Annotated in this window: 18 protein-coding genes; 8 read left to right on the forward strand and 10 right to left on the reverse strand. The window is 68.5% G+C overall.

What is annotated here, in order from left to right; translation table 11 throughout:
• The first annotated feature begins 27 nt into the window (after positions 1-27).
• Entirely contained in the window at positions 28-963 is a 936-nt protein-coding gene (locus AC1C2U_RS12740; protein ID WP_495362743.1) for a cytochrome b/b6 domain-containing protein, read from the forward strand.
• Positions 964-1034: 71 nt separating this feature from the next.
• Here the strand turns inward: AC1C2U_RS12740 and AC1C2U_RS12745 are convergent, their stop codons facing one another.
• The gene (locus tag AC1C2U_RS12745; protein ID WP_495362138.1) at positions 1035-1517 is read right to left on the reverse strand and encodes a hypothetical protein; all 483 of its coding nucleotides are present in this window, start codon (positions 1515-1517) and stop codon (positions 1035-1037) included.
• Between the two features lie 176 nt (positions 1518-1693).
• Here AC1C2U_RS12745 and AC1C2U_RS12750 point away from each other — a divergent pair, with 176 nt between their 5' ends.
• Entirely contained in the window at positions 1694-1996 is a 303-nt protein-coding gene (locus tag AC1C2U_RS12750; RefSeq protein ID WP_495362139.1) for a DUF1540 domain-containing protein, read from the forward strand.
• Between the two features lie 167 nt (positions 1997-2163).
• Here the strand turns inward: AC1C2U_RS12750 and AC1C2U_RS12755 are convergent, their stop codons facing one another.
• Complete coding sequence (locus AC1C2U_RS12755) at positions 2164-2682, reverse strand: MarR family winged helix-turn-helix transcriptional regulator (protein WP_495362140.1); 519 nt, start codon at positions 2680-2682, stop codon at positions 2164-2166.
• 101 nt (positions 2683-2783) lie between these two features.
• Between AC1C2U_RS12755 and AC1C2U_RS12760 the strand changes: the two genes are divergently transcribed.
• On the forward strand, positions 2784-3356 hold the full coding sequence (locus AC1C2U_RS12760) for an NADPH-dependent F420 reductase (RefSeq protein ID WP_495362141.1): 573 nt from the start codon (positions 2784-2786) through the stop codon (positions 3354-3356).
• A gap of 5 nt (positions 3357-3361) precedes the next feature.
• On the opposite strand, the gene AC1C2U_RS12765 is transcribed toward AC1C2U_RS12760, so the two are convergent.
• Positions 3362-4183, reverse strand: coding sequence for an MBL fold metallo-hydrolase (locus AC1C2U_RS12765; protein WP_495362142.1), 822 nt, complete (start codon positions 4181-4183; stop codon positions 3362-3364).
• A 78-nt stretch (positions 4184-4261) separates the two neighbouring features.
• On the opposite strand from AC1C2U_RS12765, the gene AC1C2U_RS12770 reads away from it, so the two are divergent.
• Together AC1C2U_RS12770 and AC1C2U_RS12775 are read left to right on the forward strand one after the other, a co-directional pair.
• On the forward strand, positions 4262-4990 hold the full coding sequence (locus AC1C2U_RS12770; protein WP_495362143.1) for an NUDIX hydrolase: 729 nt from the start codon (positions 4262-4264) through the stop codon (positions 4988-4990).
• Positions 4991-5011: 21 nt separating this feature from the next.
• Positions 5012-6460 (forward strand): phytoene desaturase family protein, encoded by a 1449-nt coding sequence (locus AC1C2U_RS12775; RefSeq protein ID WP_495362144.1) that lies wholly within the window; start codon positions 5012-5014, stop codon positions 6458-6460.
• A gap of 69 nt (positions 6461-6529) precedes the next feature.
• Here the strand turns inward: AC1C2U_RS12775 and AC1C2U_RS12780 are convergent, their stop codons facing one another.
• Both AC1C2U_RS12780 and AC1C2U_RS12785 read right to left on the reverse strand, forming a co-directional pair.
• Positions 6530-6976: a GntR family transcriptional regulator gene (locus AC1C2U_RS12780; protein ID WP_495362145.1), complete on the reverse strand. Its 447-nt coding sequence runs from the start codon at positions 6974-6976 to the stop codon at positions 6530-6532.
• Positions 6973-7908 (reverse strand): hypothetical protein, encoded by a 936-nt coding sequence (locus AC1C2U_RS12785; protein WP_495362146.1) that lies wholly within the window; start codon positions 7906-7908, stop codon positions 6973-6975. The genes AC1C2U_RS12780 and AC1C2U_RS12785 overlap by 4 nt, the downstream gene beginning before the upstream one ends.
• Positions 7909-8162: 254 nt before the next feature.
• Between AC1C2U_RS12785 and AC1C2U_RS12790 the strand changes: the two genes are divergently transcribed.
• Together AC1C2U_RS12790 and AC1C2U_RS12795 are read left to right on the forward strand one after the other, a co-directional pair.
• The gene (locus AC1C2U_RS12790; protein ID WP_495362147.1) at positions 8163-9602 is read left to right on the forward strand and encodes a lipase maturation factor family protein; all 1440 of its coding nucleotides are present in this window, start codon (positions 8163-8165) and stop codon (positions 9600-9602) included.
• Between the two features lie 186 nt (positions 9603-9788).
• Positions 9789-10931, forward strand: a complete 1143-nt coding sequence (locus tag AC1C2U_RS12795) for an AI-2E family transporter (RefSeq protein WP_495362148.1) — start codon at positions 9789-9791, stop codon at positions 10929-10931.
• Between the two features lie 42 nt (positions 10932-10973).
• Here AC1C2U_RS12795 and AC1C2U_RS12800 read toward each other — a convergent pair whose 3' ends face one another.
• From AC1C2U_RS12800 to AC1C2U_RS12810, 3 genes are all read right to left on the reverse strand, one after another.
• On the reverse strand, positions 10974-12515 hold the full coding sequence (locus tag AC1C2U_RS12800) for a peroxidase family protein (protein ID WP_495362149.1): 1542 nt from the start codon (positions 12513-12515) through the stop codon (positions 10974-10976).
• Between the two features lie 152 nt (positions 12516-12667).
• Positions 12668-13999 carry a GNAT family N-acetyltransferase gene (locus AC1C2U_RS12805; protein ID WP_495362150.1) on the reverse strand — a complete coding sequence of 444 codons (1332 nt, stop codon included), beginning with the start codon at positions 13997-13999 and terminating at the stop codon, positions 12668-12670.
• A 58-nt stretch (positions 14000-14057) separates the two neighbouring features.
• The gene (locus AC1C2U_RS12810; RefSeq protein WP_495362151.1) at positions 14058-15239 is read right to left on the reverse strand and encodes an FAD-dependent monooxygenase; all 1182 of its coding nucleotides are present in this window, start codon (positions 15237-15239) and stop codon (positions 14058-14060) included.
• A 90-nt stretch (positions 15240-15329) separates the two neighbouring features.
• Between AC1C2U_RS12810 and AC1C2U_RS12815 the strand changes: the two genes are divergently transcribed.
• Positions 15330-16070 carry a TetR/AcrR family transcriptional regulator gene (locus AC1C2U_RS12815; RefSeq protein WP_495362152.1) on the forward strand — a complete coding sequence of 247 codons (741 nt, stop codon included), beginning with the start codon at positions 15330-15332 and terminating at the stop codon, positions 16068-16070.
• Here the strand turns inward: AC1C2U_RS12815 and AC1C2U_RS12820 are convergent.
• Together AC1C2U_RS12820 and AC1C2U_RS12825 are read right to left on the reverse strand one after the other, a co-directional pair.
• Complete coding sequence (locus AC1C2U_RS12820; protein WP_495362744.1) at positions 16060-16578, reverse strand: sugar phosphate isomerase/epimerase family protein; 519 nt, start codon at positions 16576-16578, stop codon at positions 16060-16062. The genes AC1C2U_RS12815 and AC1C2U_RS12820 overlap by 11 nt on opposite strands.
• A 469-nt stretch (positions 16579-17047) precedes the next feature.
• Positions 17048-18100: a LacI family DNA-binding transcriptional regulator gene (locus AC1C2U_RS12825; RefSeq protein WP_495362153.1), complete on the reverse strand. Its 1053-nt coding sequence runs from the start codon at positions 18098-18100 to the stop codon at positions 17048-17050.
• Positions 18101-18173 lie beyond the last annotated feature (73 nt).

Below are 18173 nucleotides of genomic sequence, written 5' to 3' on the forward strand. Positions count from 1 at the left end.
TCGTGTCAAAATGTGTCGGTGACCCGTCTGAGCGACCCGACCCCGCATCACGCGACCCGTCGGCGCAGTCGGTGGCTTCCGTTCGTGTGGGCGGTACTCGTCGGGGTCGCATTGCTCGCCGCCGTCGTGCTCTTCGCGATCTGGTTGCGCGCCCAGCCGTCGGTGCAGGAGTTCATCACGCGGTATCCGGGCACGACTCCGCTGCCCGAGGATGCGCCCGTCGGCATTCCGGCGTGGCTCGGGTGGCAGCACTTCCTCAACGGGTTCTTCATCGTGCTGCTCGTGCGTTCCGGTCTGCTGCTGCGCAAGGGCGGCCGGCCGCCGGCCAGGTGGGTGCGGAACAACGAGGGCCTGGTGCGCACCAAGACCCCGCCGTGGAGGATCGGCATCTACCTCTGGCTGCACTACGTGGTCGACGCGCTCTGGGTGCTCAACGGCATCGTCTTCATCGTGTTGCTCTTCGTGACCGGGCAATGGATGCGCATCGTGCCGACGAGCGCCGACATCTGGCCGAACGCCGTGTCGGCGGGGCTGCAGTACGCCTCGCTCGACTGGCCGATCGAGCACGCGTGGGTGAACTACAACAGCCTGCAGCTGCTCAGCTACTTCGCGATCGTCTTCGTGGTGGCTCCGCTCGCCGTGATCACGGGGCTGCGCCTCTCGTCGGTATGGCCGCAGCGCGCCGGGCGACTGAATCGCGTCTATCCCGCGTCGCTCGCGCGTGCGCTGCACTACCCCGTGATGCTCGTGTTCGTGGCGTTCGTCATCGTGCACGTCACGCTCGTCTTCGCCACCGGCGCCCTGCGCAACCTCGACGCGATGTACGCGAGCCGCGATGACGCATCGTGGGCGGGCTTCTGGATCTTCGCCGCGTCGCTCGTGGTGCTCGTGGCCGGCTGGTTCGCCGTGCGCCCCGCCGTGCTGAAGCCGATCGCGAGCTGCATGGGCACCGTCTCGCGGTGAGCTGGGTGAACTGGGTGAGCTGAGCCGAGCCGCGGTTGCTCTGGCAGGCGGGTGTCAGGGCATGTGCTGAGTTACGACGCGCGGCGCGTCAGGTGCATGTGCCAGTTCGGCGGCTGCCAATTCGCACCCCCGTCGAGCGAGAACGACTGCTGCCAGTGCGGATGCTCGGGGTCGCTCGTCAGCCACTCGAAGCGTTCGCGCGCGGGCGCGCCGCGGAGTTCGAAGTCGGCCTCGAACACACCATGCCCGTCGGTGAACCGACCTTCGACGGGGGTGTCGAGTATTCCGGGGAACCGCGTCGAGCTCCACCAGATGCGCCAGAGGTCGGCGCCCGGTTCGTACAGGCGCAGCGTGAACCCCTCGAACGCACCGCCGTCGGGCGCTTCGGGCACGGTCATGCGGTCGACGTGACCGAAGCCGTCGAGGATCGGGTACACCTCGGCGGTCGCATCGAACTCGACCCATTCGGTGCAGTCGGGATCGGTGACGTCGCGGAGCTTGCGGTTGCGCACGTGCCACTCGCCGTAGAGGAATTCGAAGTCGTCGGATGCCATGGAGGCAGCCTCCCGCACCCCTCCGACATTCGGGCCCGGCTGCTGGATAGGTAAGCCTCGCCTCAGAAGAAAGTGGCGATGATCTGCGGAAACTTGTCCCGGAGACGCTGTGCGGCCGACACGCGCGGGCGTACTATCGCCCCAACGAAAAGCCGCGCACCGCACTGGAGGTCACCATGAGCATGACGCTCGACGAACTGCCCGCCGTTGCCGAATGCTCGGTGGCCGGATGTTCCTACAACGACCACTCCCACTGCCACGCGGCCGCGGTCACGATCGGCGGCTCCGTCGGCGATGCCGAGTGCGCCACGTTCATCCCGCTCGGAGAGAAGGGCGGACTCGACAAGGTCGTGACGCACGTCGGGGCCTGCCAGCGGTCGGAGTGCATCCACAACTCGAAGCTCGAGTGCACCGCGGCATCCGTTCGCATCGGGCCCGGGAGCGACGACGCCGACTGCCTCACCTACGAACCGCGCTGAGCGCGCGTTCCCGAGTGCACATCGTCACTACCTCTCCGACCACCCCCCACCGCGCGCGCCCATCGCGCCCGTCGTCCCGCCGCCCGTCGAGAGTGCGCCAACTGTCGTTTTCGGCGCCGGATTCCGACATCTAGCGCACTCTCGATGTGCGGGTAGACCGAATCGGATCAGTTGACGGGGGTGACGGGGCCCTCGCTGAACTGGCATGAGGTCGCAGCGAGCCGCCCGTCGGGGTCGAGTCGTGCGAGCACGGCGCCGGCGATGTCGTAGAGCTGCTCGAGCTGCTCGGGTGCGAGCGCGTCGAGCACCTTCGTTCGCACGGTCGCGACGTGGCCCGGGGCGGCTTCGGCGATCAGTGCGAGACCCGCATCGGTGATCTTGGCGTTCGTCGCCCGACGGTCTTCGGGGCAGGGGAAGCGCTCGATGAGGCCGCGCTCCTCGAGACGGCGGGCGACATGGGAGAGGCGGGGGAGCGTCGCGTTCGTGCTGGACGCGAGTACGGTCATGCGCATGGTGCGCGTCGGTGCCGACGCGAGCGCCATGAGTGCGCCGTATTCGAAGTGCGTGAGTCCGACATCGCGCAGCAGTTGCGCATCGAGGGCGCCGGGGAGCAGCTCGGCGAGCGCCACGAGGCGCACCCACGCGGCGGATTCTTCGGGGTCGAGCCACCGCGTCTCATCCGTCATATCCGCGAGTCTACCTCATTGGTTGACGCGACAACTGATTCCGCGTATGGTGATGGTTGTCGGGACAAGTAATCGCGTCGAACGGCGCTGAGAGGATCAACATGACGACCGTCAGCATCATCGGAAACGGCAACATGGGTACGGCCATCGGAGGCATCGTGGCCGCTGGCGGAAACACCGTCGAGTACGTCGGCCGCGACACAGTCGAGCCGATCACCGGCGACATCGTGGTGCTCGCTGTGCCGCACCCCGCCCTCGCCGAGATCGTGGCCGCACGCGGCGCCGAACTCGCCGGCAAGATCGTCGTCGACATCACGAACCCGCTCGACTTCGAGACCTTCGACGGTCTCGTCGTTCCCGCCGACGGTTCAGCCGCGAACGAGCTCGCCGCAGCCCTGCCCGACTCGAAGGTGCTCAAGGCCTTCAACACGAACTTCGCCGCCACCCTGGCCGCGAAGACCATCGGTTCGAACCCCACCACCGTGCTCATCGCCGGCGATGACGACGACGCGAAGCGAGCACTCGCCGACATCGTGCGTGCGGGCGGCGTGGTCGCGGTCGACGCGGGCCGCCTCTCGCGGGCACGCGAGCTCGAGTCCATCGGCTTCTTGCAGCTCACCCTCGCCGTGCAGGAGAAGGTCGGCTGGAACGCGGGACTCGCACTCGTCGCCTGATCAGGTCAGGCGAGCGGTTGCTGCCGCAGGTAGGCCAATTGCGCTCGAACGGATGCCTCGGCTGCGCTTCGCACCGAGGCATCCGTGTCGGCGTAGACGACGTCGGTGACAGCGCCGACCGAGGCGTCCGAGCCGATCGCGCGCAGGGCGTTCCGCACTTGTTCGAGGCGCTCGGCGCGGTGGGCGAGGTAGGCGTCGCAGATCGCCGCGAGGTCGGGCAGCGCGGGTCCGTGACCGGGCAGCACGCCCACCGGACCCGGCGTGCCGGCGCCGCGCAGCCGTTCGAGCGAGTCGAGGTAGGGGCCGAGGGCGCCGTCGGGATCGGCGATGATCGTCGTGCCGCGGCCGAGGATCGTGTCGCCTGTGAGCACGGTTCCGGATGATCCCGCAGTCGCACTCGCAATGACGTCGGCGGCAAGGGCGAAGCACACCGAGTCCGCCGTGTGGCCGGGGGTCGTGATCACCTCGATCTCGAGTCCGGCGGCGTGGATGCGTTCGCCGTCGGCCAGCGGCGCCCCGCCGATGCAGAGCGCCGGGTCGATCGCGCGCACCGGGGCATCCGTCAGCGCATGGAACGCTTCGAGCGACTCGGAGTGATCGGCATGGTGGTGCGTGACGAGCACGAGCTCGACCGGGCCGGCGCTCGCGAGCGCCGCGAGATGCGCGGCATCGGCAGGGCCCGGGTCGACCACGACGACGCCCGCCGAACCCGGCGCTCGCAACACGTAGGAGTTGGTGCCGTCGAGGGTCATCGGCCCGGCGTTGGGCGCGAGCACGAGCCGTGCGAACGTCGACACGCGCTCGCCGGGGCCGGTGTCCTGATCCATCCGGGCAGTGTATCCCGCGGCTCGGCGGGAGAGTGAGCGACCGGTGCGCCTGAGCAATCCGCGGCCTAGTCTGAGGGCATGGACAGCGATCTCGAATCCTTGACCGACCCGGCCACCACCGGGTCCGCTGCAACCGTCGTGCTGCTGCGTGACGGCGAGCGCGGGCTCGAGGTGCTCCTCGCCGAGCGGCCACGCGATCGAGGTTCGTTCGCCGGTGCGTGGGTCTTCCCGGGTGGCGCAGTCGACGAAACGGATGCGGCGGGGGGCTCTATCGACGGAATCGACGCCGCTCGCCGCGCCGCCGTGCGCGAGACGCGTGAAGAGGTCGGCCTCGTGCTCGACCCCGCCGAGCTCGTGCCGTTCTCGCGCTGGACGCCGCCGAAGGGCTCACCCAAGCAGCTCACCACGACGTTCTTCGCCGTGCGGGTGCCCGACGGCGAATTGCGGCTCGCACCCGATGAGGTCGCCGCCGCCGAATGGCTGCGCCCGAGCGACGCGCTCGATCGCCACACCGCCGGATCGATGACGCTCTGGCCGCCCACCTACGTGACCCTGCACGGACTGGCGCACGCGGCATCCGTCGACGAAGCGCTTGCCGAACTGCGCAGCGGTGAGGTGCGGCCCTACGTCGCGAAGATCGCGCACGGCGGATCGACGATCCTCTGGCAGGAGGACGACGAGTACGCCGACGAGCAGAAGCACCGCGATCGCGAGCCGGCCGTGCCCGACGACGCTCCTGATGCCGAGGGCAACCGGCACCGACTCATGATGGACCGACTGCCGTGGGTCTACCTCAATTCGTTCTGATCCCATGATCGACGTGAGCGCATGATCGACGTCACCGTCGTCGGCAGCGGGCCCAACGGGCTCGTCGCCGCAGTGCTCGCCGCCCGCGCCGGGCTCTCGGTGCGCGTGCTCGAGGCTGCGCCGACGATCGGCGGCGGGCTGCGCACAACGGAGCTCACGCTGCCCGGGTTCCTGCACGACGTGTGTTCGGCGGTGCATCCTGCCGCGCTCGCCTCGCCGGTGTTCAAGAAGCTCGGCCTGCTCGATCGCATCGAATGGATCGTGCCCGAGCTGTCCTACGCGCACCCGCTCGACGGGGGCCGCGCAGGGCTCGCCTGGCGCGACCTCGACCGCACCGTCGATGGCCTGGGCGTCGACGGCCGGGCATGGCGGCAACTGATCGCCCCGCTCCTCGCGCGGAGCCGCGGGGTCGTCGACTTCACCGGCTCGCAGCTGCTGCGTGTGCCACGGGACCCGATCGCCGCCGTGCGATTCGGGTTGCGCGCCCTCGAGCAGGGCAGCCCCGCCTGGAACGCGCGCTTCCGCGACGACGTGGCACCCGCCCTCTTCACGGGCGCCGTAGCGCATGCCGCGGGCGGCATGCCCTCACTCGCCTCGGCGGGCGCGGGGCTGCTGCTCGCAATGCACGGGCACGGGGTCGGCTGGGGCCTGCCGGTCGGCGGCTCGCAGACGATCGCGGATGCGCTCGCCGACGAGCTCCGAGAGCGCGGCGGCGAGATCGTGACGGATGCCGCGGTGACCTCGCTGTCCGAGGTGGCGGGCTCCCGCGCGGTGCTGCTCGACACCTCGCCCGAGCTGCTCTTCACCGCCGACCTCCCTGCGCGGTACGCGCGCGCCCTGCGCCGCTACCGCTACGGATCGGGGGTCGCGAAGGTCGACTTCGCGCTCAGCAGCCCGGTGCCGTGGGCGAATGCCGAGGTCGGGCTGGCGCCGACGGTGCACCTCGGCGGCAGCAGGGCCGAGATCGCCGCCGCCGAGAACGCGGTGTCGCGGGGGTTTCAGCCCGGGGTGCCGGCCGGTGGTGGGGGAAGCGGGGCGCCGCGGCATCCGTATGTGCTGGTCACCCAGCCGACGGTCGCGGACCCGAGCCGTGCGCCGGCGGGCAAGCATGTGCTCTGGGCGTACACGCACGTGCCGGCGGGCTCGACACTCGACGCGACCGAACTCGTGACCGCCGAGGTCGAGCGGTTCGCGCCCGGATTCCGTGACGTCGTGCTCGCCTCTGCCGCGAGCTCGGCGGCGGAGATCGGACGGTACAACCCGAACTACCTCGGCGGCGACATCTACGCAGGCGAGCTCTCGTTCGCGCAACTCGTGAAACGGCCGGTCGTCTCGACCGCGCCGTGGCGCACGCCGGTCGACGGCGTGTACCTCTGCTCGAGCGCGACACCGCCCGGGCCCGCCGTGCACGGTATGAACGGCTGGTTCGCCGCGAAGCTCGCGCTGCGAGAGCGCTTCGGCATTCGCTGACGCGTCTGTGGGTTGAGCTTGCCGAAACCTCCACAGTGGGCGGGTTTCGACGGGCTCAACCCGTGACTTTCAGGTCGCGTTGGCGGGAATCTGCTCGCCGCTGGCGGCGACGTCGCTCCGAGGTTGGAGCTCCATCGGGCTTGCGAGTGAAACGCTGCCGGTGGCTGTGAGTGCAGCTGTGGCGAAGTTGATCGCGTCAGCGGGGGATACCCCAAGGCTCTGCATCGTTTCGGCGTATTCGCGCGCCGCCTCCATGGCCTGCGTTTTTGAACTGTCACTTCCGGCTGCCACGAAGGTGCCCGCTCGGCCCCGGGTATGGACGAATCTCGCTTCCTCGAGTTCTTTGTAGGCCCGCGCGACCGTATTTGGTGCCAGGTGCAGATCCGCGGCCAGAGCGCGCACTGTCGGCAAACGAGTGCCAGGCATCAGAGCGCCCGAGTTGATCATTGAGATCAGCTGCACTCGTACCTGGTCGAAGGGCGGTGTTGCTGAGGAGGCGTCCACACTGATGATCACCGGGCACTGTTTCCAATCAACTCCGGGTGAAGTCGACGGAATGCATACGTGCGAGTGCGTGGGTGAAGTGTTACGCCGATCACAGCGATCAAAGCCGTTGTCCCAACAATATTGAACGCCGACGCGCTTGCTATGGCCGGCGGTTGGGCGGGCGACAGCGCGAGTGCGACCTCCCCGAATCCGAAGAATAGACCGAATAGGCCTAGCAACCACGTCGCCGAAGCGAGATCTCGGACAGCCGACGAACGAAGTGCGTCATCCCACGCCAACGTGACTTCTGAGTCCTGCCGCTGGGGGGAGCGGGCAATGAGGCGAGAGCCAGCCTCGAATGCGATGAGCGAGACGACGGCCAGCGCGGTAACAATGGCGGCCACGCTGAAGGAGGCTGGAAATACAGCGAGCTCGACTTGCCAAAGCAGGGGTGAGAGGGCGAGTATCGCCAACACTGCGACGGACAGCGCCACTGTGACTCGAGTTGTGATGCCTGCCCACGCCGGAAGGTAGTCCAGCATCTCGCGGTGACGCACGTTTGCAACTCGAACGGTGGAAGAAGTGATTGACAGAGCTCCGATGCAGGACGCGATTGAGCGCCCAACCACCGCGCTCACTGCGTACGAGCCAAGCAGAAAGAGTGTGGCTGGTTGAGCTCGATCGGCGCCGACGAAGTAGACGAAAAAGGTGGCAGCTGCAAGTCCGATGATCCCTCCTAACACCGCTCCCGAGACCCGTCTGTGCTCGCTGATCATCAGACCCGAGGTGATCGAAGCCGGCACTTCCACGTCGATATGCCGGACGAACCAATTTGTTAGCAGTCGGCGGACGGGGCGCAATTGGACCGCGACAAGCGCAACTACCGACAGCGCAACGAGCACTGCTGCCGCGAGCCAGGTCGAGGGCAGGACGTGTGCAATCATGTCGCTGATGACATCCAAAGTGCGCCTCCTTTGTGTATGACGAATGTATCAAGGGTGCAATACAGTAAGCAATACACAATTGATGGAGAGCGCCTTCGCTTCAATAGCTCTGAGACCTTCAGGGGTGTGAAGAACGACCGATTGTGAAGCAACCGGTGAAGCTACGCCGGGAGTACTCGCAAAAGCGGGCTCAACCCGCAGCTGGGGAACTTCCACGGTGGGCGGGTTTCGACGGGCTCAACCAACAGGGGCGACGGGCGTAGCGTGAGGGTGTGGACTGGCTCGACTGGTTCGACGCGCACGACTACGAGATCGCGCGCCAGGTGTTGCAGCGCGGCGTCGGCGCGCTCGCGTTCGTCGCGTTCCTGTCGACGCTGAACCAGTTCCGGCCGCTCCTCGGCGAGCACGGCTTCCTGCCAGTGCCCGAGTTGCTCCGGCTCGCGCCGCGCTTGCGCGGACCGAGTCTCTTCCGCTGGGGCTACACCGATCGGCGCCTCGTGGTGCTCGCCGTCGCCGGGCTCGTGCTCGCGGCATCCGTCGTGGTCGGGCTTCCACAGCTCGGCCCGCCCTGGCTGCCGATGCTCGTCTTCCTCGCGCTCTGGATCGGGTACCTCTCGATCGTGAACGTCGGCCAGACCTTCTACGGCTTCGGGTGGGAGATGCTGCTCTGCGAAGCGCTCTTCACGGTCGCATTCCTCGGCTCGAACGAGACGCCGCCGCCCGTCACGATCATCGTCGCCGTGTGGTGGCTCGTGTTCCGGCTCGAATTCGGTGCCGGCATGATCAAGATCCGCGGAGGGCGTGAGTGGCGCGACCTCACGGCGCTCATGTACCACCACGAGACGCAGCCGATGCCGAATCCGCTGAGTCGCCAGGCGCACCTGCTGCCGCGCTGGTTCCACAAGAGCGAGGTGCTCGGCAACCACTTCGCGCAGCTCGTCGTGCCGTTCCTGCTGTTCGTGCCGGGGCCCGTGGGCTCGACGGCCGCGGCGATCGTCATCCTCACGCAGCTCTGGCTCATCGTCACCGGCAATTTCGCGTGGCTCAACTGGATCACGGTCGTGCTCGCGGCATCCGCCATCACCGACTCGGCCTGGCACTGGCTGATCCCGGCGATTCCGGTCGAACTCGGTACGGATGCCGCGGCGACGCCGCTCTGGTGGGCGATCGTGGTGCTCGCGGCATCCGCCCTGCTCGTCGTGCTGAGCTTCTGGCCGATCAAGAACCTCTTCTCGCGCCGTCAGCTCATGAACGCGTCGTTCAACCGCTGGATGCTCGTGAACGCCTACGGCGCCTTCGGCACTGTGACGAAGCGGCGCATCGAGATCGTCATCGAGGGCACGCTGGCCGACGCGCCCGATGACGACGCCGACTGGCGCGAATACGGCTTCAAGGGCAAACCCGGGCCGCTGCGCGCCGTGCCGCGGCAGTGGGCGCCGTACCATCTGCGGCTCGACTGGCTCATGTGGTTCCTGCCGCTCGGGCGGATGTGGGAGCCCTGGTTCGAGGTGTTCCTGCTTCGCCTGCTCGAAGCGGATGCCTCGACGCTCGCGCTGCTCGCGCATGACCCGTTCGCGGGGTCGGCGCCCCGCTGGGTGCGCGCCCGGGCCCACCACTATCGTTTCGCGACACGTGCGGAGTTCCGGGCGACGGGGGACCGCTGGGTGCGCACGCTGCAGGGCGAGGTGATGCCGCCGTCGGGGCTCGGCTGAGTCGGTCGCCGCGGCTCCTCCGAGTTGTGTAGGACACGAGGCGGTATGTAGGACGTTCGCGCGCAGGAACGTCCTACATACCGACTGATGTCCTACATTCCAGCCGTTGCCGGGGGTGCACTATCGGATCGAACTCGCCGAGTCAACCACGTGCTCGCTGGGCAGCTTGCCGCTACCGTCGGACTCATGCGGATCCGAACGAAGCGAGTGGCGCCGGAACCAGCGCCGGAGACAGCGCCTGCCGCGGCGCAGATCACGAGCGACGCGGGCTCCCGAGGGCCCGAGTTGAGGATCCGAGCATTCCGCATCGGCTTCATCGGCGCGCTCGGGGTGCTGCTCGCACTCCTCCTCGGCAGCATCCTCGGTCAGCTGGGCACGGTCATCCTCTACGTGGCGCTCGCGCTCTTCCTCGCGCTCGGCCTCGATCCCATCGTGAGCTGGCTGCAACGGCGAGGCATGCCGCGGTGGGTCGCGATCGTCATCGTGTTCGTCGGGGTGATCGGCATCTTCGTCGGACTCATCGCGACGATCGTGCCGATCGTCGTCCAACAGACCACGAACATCGTGAACAACTGGGACGACATCCTCAAGAACGTGCAGAACAGCGACTTCGTGGCCTGGCTGAACACCCTCGGCGGCAGCGAGCACGCCATCCAGGACGCGATCGAGTCCGCGGGCAAGTGGCTCGCCGACCCCGCGAACCTGGGCTCGCTCGGCGGCGGCATCCTCGCCGTCGGTGCCGGCATCGCTGGCGGGTTCACGGGCGCGACGATCGTGCTCATCCTCACCCTGTACTTCCTCGCCTCCCTCGACTCGATGAAGCGGTACGCGGCGCGATTCGTGCCCGCGAGCTCGCGAAGCGGTTTCCGTGACGTGTCGGAGGAGATCACGAGCTCGGTCGGTCGCTACGTCATCGGCCAGGTCACCCTCGGTGCGATCAACGGCGTGCTGAGCCTCATCTACCTCTCCATCATCGGGGCGCCGGCGCCGATCCTGCTCGCGTTCATCGCGTTCCTCTTCTCGCTCGTGCCCCTCATCGGTACACTCAGCGGCGCGGTCATCATCTCCCTGGTGTCATTCGCGGCGTCGCCGGCGACCGCGCTCGCCGCGGCCATCTACTACCTGATCTACATGCAGGTCGAGGCCTACGTGCTGAGCCCGCGCATCATGAACCGCGCCGTCGCGGTGCCCGGCGCACTCGTCGTGATCGCGGCCGTCGCGGGCGGCACGCTCGGCGGCGTACTCGGCGCGCTCGTCGCGATCCCCGTCGCGGCGTCGCTCATCATCATCGTGCAGAAGGTCGTCTTCCCCCGCCAAGACAACATGTAGCCCCGGCACCGTTCGCCGAGTCGGATGATTCGGCCCAGTTCTTCAGGCGAACAGGGCGTCGATGTCGTCTCCGGTGATCGGCACGCCCGCGGCCTTCAGCAAGTCGGTGATCTCCCATTTCTCGGGGTCGAGCGAGATCTTCTCGAACAGCGCGGTGCCGCCGGCCTGCTCTTTCGCGGGCGTCCAATGCGGGTCGCGGTTGAGGTACGAGAACGCGTCGCCGCGCAGCAGCCCCGAGAACACCGCGGCGACGATCGTCGAACCGACGGCGCCGAGGTGCTCGCCGTCGGCCTGCTCGGCTGCCTCCTTGAGGATGTAGACCCAGAGCGACTCCTCCAGCGGGTCGAGGCCCTCGAGCGGGCGGATGTGCAGCGCGTGCGCCACCTCCGTCGCGGGGGGCAGGCCCATGCGCCATCCGCGCCGGATGTTGAGTTCGGCCAGCGGATTCGGCGTCGGTCCGCCCGGGATCGTGAAGACCGCCTTGCTGAGGTGGGTGTCGATCTTGTGCGCCAGCTGCGGGAACGGACCGCCCGAGGACGGGAACCTGAAGTACCAGTCCCACTGCAGCGAGTGCCGGTCGGGTAGCGGTGAGCCTCCGCGCAGGTCGGACGGCCCCGGCACGGGCTGGATCGGCTGGATGACACCCGGCGTCGAGAAGATCGGCTTGCCGAACGGTGCACCGATGCCGCCCTGGATCGGGAAGTTCAACTGGTACTCGGCTCGGATCATGGAGTGCCCGAAGCGGTAGGCCGCCGTGGAGAACTCGACGGGCATGAACGGGTTCTCGCTCCAGTCGTAGACGTCCTTGAGGCCGTAGGTCACGGTGTAGAAGGGCCCATCGCCGTCCCCGGCATCCTCGTCGAAGGCGATCGCCTTCGAGAACACCGACGGTGCGACGATCCTCGAGACGAAGTCGTTCCACACGAGGTACTGGTAGAACCACACGGTGATGCGCTGCGCCTCGAGGAACAACTCGTGGCCCGATCGAAGCCCCGCATCCGGGGCATCCGCGAGCTTCTGCAGCGTGCTGTTGTGCGCGAGTACGAACGCGAGCTGCAGCTGACCGACGACGCGGTTCTCGTCGTTGCGGGGATCGCCGATGAGGGCGACGCCGTCGGCATTGCGCTGCAGATCCGGCTCCTTCGGGGACTCGCCCGTTCCGACCTTGAGGAACCCGTGGTAGCCGTCATGCAGCGAACGGGCGCGGTCGTACAGGTACGGCTGGTCGTCGGGCCCGCGGCCGTAGAGGCTGTCGAGGTCGAACCGCGGCGAGCGGAAGTTCTGCAGCCCGTCGGGGTCGTTGTGCTTGGTCAGGCTCGACTGCGGATCGAAGGTGATGTCGTGATCGATGAACTGCCCGAAGTAGGTGTACCCGACGGGGGTGGCGCTCTCGGGCAGCGGGTCGTCGGTGAACATCTGGTCGACCGCGAAGGTGCTGATCGCGAGCGACTTCTCGGCCTCAGTAGCGCCCGGTGGCGACCACGTGGTGAATCCGCGACCGAAGAGGCGACCGAAGCGCCCTTCGTGGCTTCTCGAGTGGGGGACGTTCAATGGCACGATGGAGTGCGCGTTCGCATGTTGCATGGCTCTGGCCCTTCAGACACGTCGCAAACGCACGGATGTACCGGCGGTTCGATCGCCGGAGTCGGGGCTTCCATCTCGTCGCAGTCACGGCTGTTGACGAGCGCGACGCTACGCGCTGAACTGAGGATTCCTCATCAGGGTTGCCCCTGAGATCAGAACCAGATGCTGAGATGCGGGGTTCGCTGCGACGCGAACATACGGTCGGCGAGGTCGATCGATCGAGGAACGAGCTCGACGATGCGTCCGGCCCGCGCCAGCACCGACGGGTGCACCCCGCCGAGGTAGATCGCGCCGAGCTCGCGGGCCCCGAGGCGGATGCTGCGAACGCCCCGAGCGGATGCCGCGGCATCCGTCGTCTCGATCGCGGTCACCTCGGCCTTGCCGCCGTCGTCGACGACGAGATCGAATCGCCCGCCCGCGATGCCGACCGGATCGTCGACTTCGATGATCAGACGCCCGGGCGTGCTGTATCGGCGCTTGGAGAGCGCAGCGACCGGATCGATCATGCGCAGCCACAAGTGGTCGACGACGTCGGAGACGGTCACAGCACGAGGATCTTCGAGCAGCCATGGCAGCGGCTCGTCGACCGAACGCAGCAAGCCGCGCGTGCCTGACACGTAGTCTTGCTCGACGAGGAATCGCCACAGAGCCCGCTCGGCGTCATCGGTGGCCGCGGCGAGGAAATCGAACTCCGCGACACCCGGCTCGTTCGGCTCGCGGGTGATCTGGAAGACGGCGAAACCCTGCGGCTGGCCGCGCTCGTCGTCGTAGCGCACAGCTCGCCGCGAACGCGAACGCTCGCCCTCGGGGTCGTGGAGTCCGAGCACGCGGTCGAGGAGTCCCGGCCAGCGATCGATCTCGCCGGGCGTGCGCGCGACGGAGCGCCTGGCGAGCGCCGGTGCGATCTCGCGCAGAGAGGTCGCATCGACGAACTGCACGCGGCCCGGGGCATCCGGCCCGATCCAGTGCGCCCGACGGCGATCGACGAACACCGTCGCCGCACGCGCGGCCGGAGCGTAGCCGAACCGGCCGTAGATCGTGGCCTCGGTCGCCGTGAGCATCGCGAGTGCGGCGCCCGCCGAGCGTGCGTTCGCGAGCTCCGCGAGCATGAGCGCCCGGGCGATGCCGCGGCGCCGATGCGTCGGTGAGACGGTAACCGAACTCACGGCCCACGCGTCGACGCTGCGGCCGCCGGGCACGCTGAGGCCCGTGGGCCAGCTCGAGACGGTGGCGACCGGCACCGCCGGATCGGCGATCGTCGGGTCGTAGACACCGTGCACGCGACGGTCGGCGAGCATCCCGAGGTCGAAGTCGAGGTCGATCTGACGCGGACGCGCGTGGTGGAAGCCGCGGAAGTCGGCCTGCACCCACGCCGAGGTGGCGGCGACGTCGGTCGTATCGACGAGTCGGTACGCGAGGCCCTTCGCAGCGAGCGTGGCCAACGCCGCGGAATCGGCGGGGAAGCCCTGCAGGTCGAACGACATCAATCCATCGTAGTCGGGGGCTCGGCCGCCTGTGCGGGACGTGGTGGCCCGCCGGCCGTCACCGCATCCGGTAGTCGGGAATGCTGTCGTCCGTCGCGAACGTGTCGGTCATCCACATCATCGAGCGGTACATCAGGGGGTTCGCGAACGTCCAGTCGCGCATCCGGATGCGCCACGACGACGATGGTGCGAGGAAGGGGCCGGCGTTGCCGGAGCGGGCGATCTTCGTGGGCTTGCGCATGCGGCGGTCGTACGCCGCGAACGCCGCCTCATGGTCGCCGCCGGCGGCGATCAGCTCGCCGGCGAGGATGTACGCGCCGATGAGGGCGAGCCCCGTGCCGAACCCGCCGAGGGTGTTCGCATAGCCGGCGTCGCCGACGAGCGCGGCACGACTCCGGGTGAACGACGTCATGCGCGTGCGCGCAAGACCGTCGAGGTAGAAATCGGATGCCCCTCTGCTCGCCGCGAGCGCGGCGGGCACCCGCCATCCGACTCCCGCGAAGGCGGACTCGAGGAAGGCGCGCTGCGATGCGGTGTCGCGCCGGTCGTAGTCGGCGTGTTCGGCTCGGAAGACGAACAGGTTCGGCGCCTTCTGGCCTCCGAGGAGCGCCAGTCGGTCGGGCTCGTTGTAGCCGTAGGCGACCCCGCGCCCGCTGGCGAGCCGCGTCTCGAGGTCGCCGAGCGGCGCTTCTCCGCTCGCGATCGCGTAGTAGTACCCGTGCGACTCGACGAACTGCTCCTCGGGCCCGAATGCCAGGCGTCGCACCGCGGAGTGCACGCCGTCGGCCCCGATGACGAGGTCGAATCGTTCGCTCGGCCGGCGCGCGAAGGCGACGTCGATGCCGGCAACCGTCTCGGCCATCGCGGTGATCTCGTCGTCGAACACGTACTCGGCGTCGGCGGCGGAGAGTCGATGCAGGATGCCGGCGAGGTCACCGCGCGGAATCTCGACGTCGCCGCCGATGAACTCGCCTGGCACGACGGCGTTCACGTGGTCGTTCGCGTCGACCATGCGCCAATCGGTCTTCGCGGTCTGCGCCGCGTACACGTCGTCGAGGATTCCCATGCGAACCAGGAGCTCGCGATGGGTGCGTCCCTTGAAGTCGACGGCCTGGCCTCCGGGGCGCACCGCATGGGCCTTTTCGACGACCGTCACGTCGAAGCCGTTGCGGCCGAGCCACCGCGCCAATGCGGGGCCGGCGATGCTCGCACCGGAGATGAGGATCTTCGTGGCTGCCATGAGTGTTTCCTTCCGTTCAGTAATTGCGTCTAATGGACACAGTAACAGAATCGCATACGATGGACGCAAATAGCGTTCGAGGAGGACCCGATGACCGAGCGTGAGCAGATCACGGCGTCAGCAGCCGGAACCGCAGCCATCCTCTGGGCCGAGCCGCCGCGGTCGATGCAGCGGCGGCCGGGGCCCAAGCCGAAGTACACCCTCGACGGCGTCGCCGAGGCCGCGATCGACATCGCCGACGACGCCGGGCTCGACGAGGTCACGATGCAGCGCGTCGCCGATCGACTCGGAACGACGAAGATGGCGCTCTACCGCTACGTTCCCGGTCGCGCCGAGCTCGACGCGGTCATGCTCGACACGGCCTTCGGCGTGCCCGCCGCGACCGAGGGGGCGGATTGGCGCGTTGCGTTGACGGCGTGGGCCGGAGGCATCCACACGCGTACGCTCGCCCACCCCTGGGCCGTCGAACTCGTGCAGCGACCGCACACGCCCGGCCCGGGCGAACTCGCCTGGTTCGAGGTGGGCCTGGCCGCGATGGCGGGTCTTCCGCTGCACGGCGGCGAGAAGCTCGACGTGCTCACCCTGCTCGTCGGGCACGTGATGTCGATCGTTCGGCAAGGTGCACGATCCTCGACGCCCGAGGGCGATCTCGCGGCGGCCCTCGCCGAGATCCTCGCCGCTCGCGCCGACACGTATCCGCAGACCGCAGGCGCCTTCGCGGAGGCCGCGCACGACGGGGCACGTGACGAAGCGCTGCGATTCGGCGTCGGGCGCGTGCTCGCGGGGGTCGCCGCGCTGATCGCCGAGCGCGCGGGCAGCGTCAGGCGGTGACGGATGCCGCGAGGTGCGGCACGATCGCGGCGTTGAACGCCGATGCGGAGCGGGCGGCGACCTCGGGCCATGGGGCATCCCAGATCGCCTGGTTGAAGATCTCGACCTCGATGTCGCCGGTGTACCCGGTCGCCTCGACCGCCGCGGTGAGCAGAGCGAAGTCGATGACGCCTTCGCCAGGGTAGTGACGCCCGAGCAGCACGTCGGCGGGCAGCGGGGTCTTCCAGTCGCAGACCTGATACGTGGCGATGCGCCGCTCGGCGCCGGCGCGGGCGAGCTGCGGGAGCACCTCGGGATCCCACCAGACGTGGAAGGTGTCGACCGTCACGCCCACGACCGAGGGGTCGAAGGGGGCGGCGAGGTCGAGCGCCTGCTGCAGCGTCGACACGACGGCGCGGTGGGAGGCGTACATCGGATGCAGCGGCTCGATCGCCAGCATGACACCGGCCGCCTGCGCGTCGGGGGAGAGCTCGGCGAGGGCCTCCGCGGTGGGCTTCTCGGTGTAGATCGCCTTGCCTCGGGGGTGGGCGGGGTCTGCTGGGCCTGCGGGGAGATCTGCGCTGCCACGGTGGTGTGTCCTGTTCGAGCCGGGAGCGGGTGGCGGAGGCCGCCGCGTCGCTGCGGAAAGCGTTTACCCGCGTGTAAATGAGTGGGACGCCATTTCGCAACACTTTCGTGGCTCGTGGCTCGTGGTTCGTGGTTCGTGGTTGGTGATTCGTGGCTCGCCGTGCGTCGCCCGCGTCGAAAGGGCGGTTGGTGTTGCTCTGGCGTGATCATTGCAGCACCAACTGCCCTTTCGGTCGCGTTGACGACGCGCCGGGATGCCTCGAGTCCGGCTGACCCCGAGGCCTCCGCTGCCCGAGAATCCACCAGCCGCAGCGCATTCGAGACCATTGGTGTCGCACCGGACCGCGGACATCCGCGTCCCCGTGCAACACGAGTGGTCTCGAGGTGAGTGAAGCGTGCGGGCGGCGCGGTCAGCGCGAGCGGACCGGAGTCGAATCGCGCAGCACGACCTCGGTCGGCACGGGCTGCTCGTCGGTGTCGGACGATTCGCCGAGCGCAAGGCGCAACGCCCGCCGGCCGACCTCTTCGAGCGGGATGCGCACCGTGCTGAGCGGCGGCGTGACGTCGCGCACCGTCGGAATGTCGTCGAAGCCGGCGACCGCGAGGTCGCGCCCCGGCACGAGTCCGGCGTCACGGATCGCCGACATCGCGCCGACCGCCATGACGTCGTTGACGGCGAAGACGAGTTCGGTGTCGCCGAGGCCGCGCTCGATGAGGGTGCGCATGCCGTCGTATCCGCCGTCACGTGTGAAGGCGGGGCGCACGATGAGCGACGGAGCGATGGCGAGACCGGATGCCGCGAGGCCGGCCAGGAACCCGGTGAGCCGGTCGTCAGCCGTGCGCAGGCCCTCTGCGCCGGTGATCGCGGCGAAGTTTCGGTATCCAGCATCGACGAGGGCGCGGGCGAGCGCTTCGCCGCCCGCGGTGTTGTCGAGACTCAGCGTGCTGAACGGCAGGTCATTCGTGCTGATGAACGCGACGCGTCCGCCGTTGGCCTCGAAGGCGCGCAGCTCCTCGGCGAGCGCTGCCGACGTCGGGTCGTCGTCGCGGCGCGAGGCGGCGAGGATCATGACCCGGGGTCGCTGCCCCCTGAGGCTGCGAACGAGCTCGAGCTCGCGTTCGGGGTCACGCTCGGTCGCGGCCATCGTGACGATCAGGCCCGCTTGATCGGCCTCGCGCACCACACCCGCCGCGATCTGCGAGAAGTATGGGTCGGCGATGTCGGCGACGAGTAGGGCCACGGTCGTCGACGTGCCGCGAGCGACCGCTTGGGCCGAGAGGTTCGGGGAGTAGTCGAGCTTCGCGGCGGCGGCGAGCACGCGCTGGCGGTACTCCTCGTTGACCTTGCGGGTGCTGCCGTTGAGCGAGCGCGATGCCGTGGCGAGTGAGACGCCGGCCTCGCGTGCGACGTCGTGCAAGGTCGCCGGCGCTCGCCGGCTCGTGGTCATGCCGCCGTCGGTCATGGGTCCTCCCGAAATGTCCGCCCCCTCGGGCGGCTCGACTCTATCGCGCAGCATGACGCGCGAGCGGGAGGGT

Source organism: Agromyces sp. Y575, assembly GCF_059445445.1.